The organism is Photorhabdus temperata (assembly GCF_025384845.1).
In the GTDB taxonomy this organism is placed as follows: Bacteria; Pseudomonadota; Gammaproteobacteria; order Enterobacterales; family Enterobacteriaceae; genus Photorhabdus; species Photorhabdus temperata.
This window is the reverse complement of the sequence record NZ_JAJAFX010000152.1, coordinates 1-2,268: the sequence shown is the minus strand read 5'-3', so window position 1 is coordinate 2,268 and position 2,268 is coordinate 1. Positions and strand designations below refer to the sequence as shown.

At 56.4% G+C, this 2,268-nt stretch carries 1 protein-coding gene; it reads right to left on the bottom strand.

Going from position 1 to position 2,268, the window contains the following annotated elements; translation table 11 throughout:
- Positions 1-2,268, bottom strand: a 2,268-nt coding sequence (locus tag LGZ99_RS24145; protein WP_262979817.1) for a condensation domain-containing protein, incomplete at both ends; no start/stop codon positions are given.

Sequence of the window (2,268 nt, the reverse complement as noted above, 5' to 3'; positions counted from 1 at the left end):
TCCGGGGTTATCCGCCAGCAAAATAGCCGGAGCCGCATCCGTCAGAATATGGGCCAGACGCTCACCAGTATAGACCGGATCTAACGGCACATACGCGCCACCGGCTTTCAGCACCGCCAATACCGCCACCACCATTGCCGGTGAACGTGACACGCAAATCGCCACCCGCTGATCGGGTACGACACCCAGTGCAATCAGCTGATGGGCCAGCCGGTTAGCACGGGCATTTAATTCGGCATAACTGAGAGTTTGCTCTTCATACACTAACGCTGGCGCATCAGGGGCTTGCGCCACCTGCTGTTCAAACAACTGATGAATGCATAACGGGTCTGGAGAAGCAGTTTCCGTCACGTTCCAGGTTTTTAACAACAACGTACGCTCTGTTTCAGGCAAAATATTCAGTGCCCGTACCGGGGTCTCCGGGGCCTGCTCCAGTGCCGCCGCCAGGCTCTCCAATGCCTGTTGCATATAGCCGCATAACCTCTCCGGATCATACGGTTGCACTACCTGAGCGGTCAGCCCCAGTGCGTTACCACAATCTTCCACCGACAGCACAAACGGATAGTTAGTCCGCTCCTGTGCGCCCAGAAATTCAATACCGCCTATCAGTTCATCTGACGATGCCGCCAGGGCATTATGCCGATAGTTCAACAAGCTACTAAAGAGAGGTATCTCACTCTGCACACCGCTGCACCGCTGGGCCAGTGCCAGTGATGCATATTCATGCTCTAATAGTCCAGCGAGTCGGGTATGGGCGGCCTGTACGCTGTCCCGTACCGGGGTATTATCCATATCCAGCCGCAACGGCAAGGTATTGATAAACAGCCCCATGCTGCTGTCTGCCCCTTCTCCCGCCTGCATACGCCCAAACAGCACCGTGCCGAACACCACTTTCTCCTGATCGCTGGTGCGCGACAACACCTGTGCCCAGGCCAGATGACATAAAGCCGCCAGACTGACGCCCAAACGCCGGGCCTGACTACGCAGACTATCATTCAGCTCAGGCGCCAACATCCGGTGGGATTCCGTCACCTGCGAACCATCACGATGCACCTCCGTCAAACCAAACGGCAATGTCGGTTCATCTACCTCAGCTAACAGGTCAGTAAAGAAACGGGTGTGTTCTTCCTGACTCACCCCCAACCGAGCCTGTGCCACCAGATTGCGGAACGGTGTCGGCGCAGGCAGGCTGTCCTCCTGCCCCGTCAGATACACCTGGACTTCCCGGTGCATCACTTCCATCGTTTCATGGTCACCAATCAGATGATGCAGCAATTGCAGGACAATCCAACGGCCATCAGCTTCCTGTGCCACCACAAAGCGCAATAACGGTGCCTTGCTCAGGTCGAGACGATAATGACGGGGGTCAAAACGTTGCATTAACTGATCGCAAACCCGTCCGTCAGTCGGATCTAGAGTCAGTTCCATGACTGATAATGTGGCTTGACGCCAAACGACCTGAGCCGGCACAGATAATCCTTGCCAGATAAAGGCGGTACGCAGGATAGCGTGCCGATCAACCACCTGTTGCACTGCCGCTAAATAATGGTCTAGCAAGGTGCGGTCAGCAAAAGCCATCTGACTGACCACCAGATATGGATCCCCTTCGTTTGCCAATAAGTGGTGGAACAAAATGCCATCCTGCAATGGCGACAGGGCATAGATATCCTGAATATTAGCCACCCCACCCGGCACTTGCCTGACGATACGGTCAATGTCGGCCTGAGTCAGATCGATCAGCGGCAACATCACCGGGGTGAGTGTCGTCGTCGCTGACGTAATGACATTCGGCGGCACCACCACGGCCCGGTGCTGCCCCAATGTTCGAGCCAGCTCAGACAACACCGGCGACTGGAACAAGTCACGCACCGCCAGTGTCAGCCCCAGGTTACGCAGGCGTTCAATCATCCGTACCGCGAGCAGTGAATGACCGCCCAGCGCGAAGAAACTGTCGTGCCGGCTGACCTGTTCAATGTCCAGCAACTCACGCCAAATGGCCGCCAATGTGGCTTCTTTCTCTCCTTGCGGCGCCTCATAGATCTGACGGGCAAAAGCCTCGCTGTCCGGTGCCGGCAGCGCACGACGATCCAACTTACCGTTCGGCGTCAACGGCAACGCATCCAGCCGCACAAAGGCCGACGGCACCATATAGTCCGGTAAAGTTGCACTCAGGTGAGCACGCAGGCTATTCGCCAGCCCCTCATCCACGGGTGCCACCACATAAGCCACCAGACGCTTATCCTGCGCTTCTCCCAACGCCAATACCAC